The sequence below is a fragment of the Bacillus cereus group sp. BfR-BA-01524 genome (genome assembly GCF_022662595.1).
Taxonomy (GTDB): Bacteria; Bacillota; Bacilli; order Bacillales; family Bacillaceae_G; genus Bacillus_A; species Bacillus_A thuringiensis_S.
Genome location: NZ_JAKUDW010000311.1, coordinates 1 through 373, shown reverse-complemented (window position 1 = coordinate 373; position 373 = coordinate 1). Strand labels below are relative to the sequence as shown.

The following is a 373-nucleotide window of genomic DNA, read 5'->3' as shown; positions in this document are numbered from 1 at the left end:
AGATAAAGCTGGTAAAATCATATGATTGAATTTACTTAAATAGTAATCAAATGATCCTGTTACAACTTGTGGATCAACGCTACCACTCGTAGGGAAAATTGGATATAAAAAGCCGAATAAGAATAACATTACTAATCCGAAAATAAATAGTGGTGTACCGAATCCTAAAAAGTTATAGAGCGTAATGATTCGATCAGCCCACGTATCATTCCAACGTCCACTTATAACTCCAAGTGGAATAGCAATTAAGTAAGTAAGAATAAGAATAAGAAGAGCTAACAGTATTGTATTGCCAAGACGTTCCCCGATAATATCTGTTACTTTTATTTTATGTGCGTAAGAAATACCGAAATCCCCTTGTACAGCATTTGAA

The 373-nt window shown here is 33.8% G+C and carries 1 protein-coding gene; it reads right to left on the bottom strand.

The genetic code is table 11. The features are described 5' to 3' along the window. Positions 1-373, bottom strand: a 373-nt coding sequence (locus MR170_RS31225; protein WP_481746804.1) for an ABC transporter permease family protein, incomplete at both ends; no start/stop codon positions are given.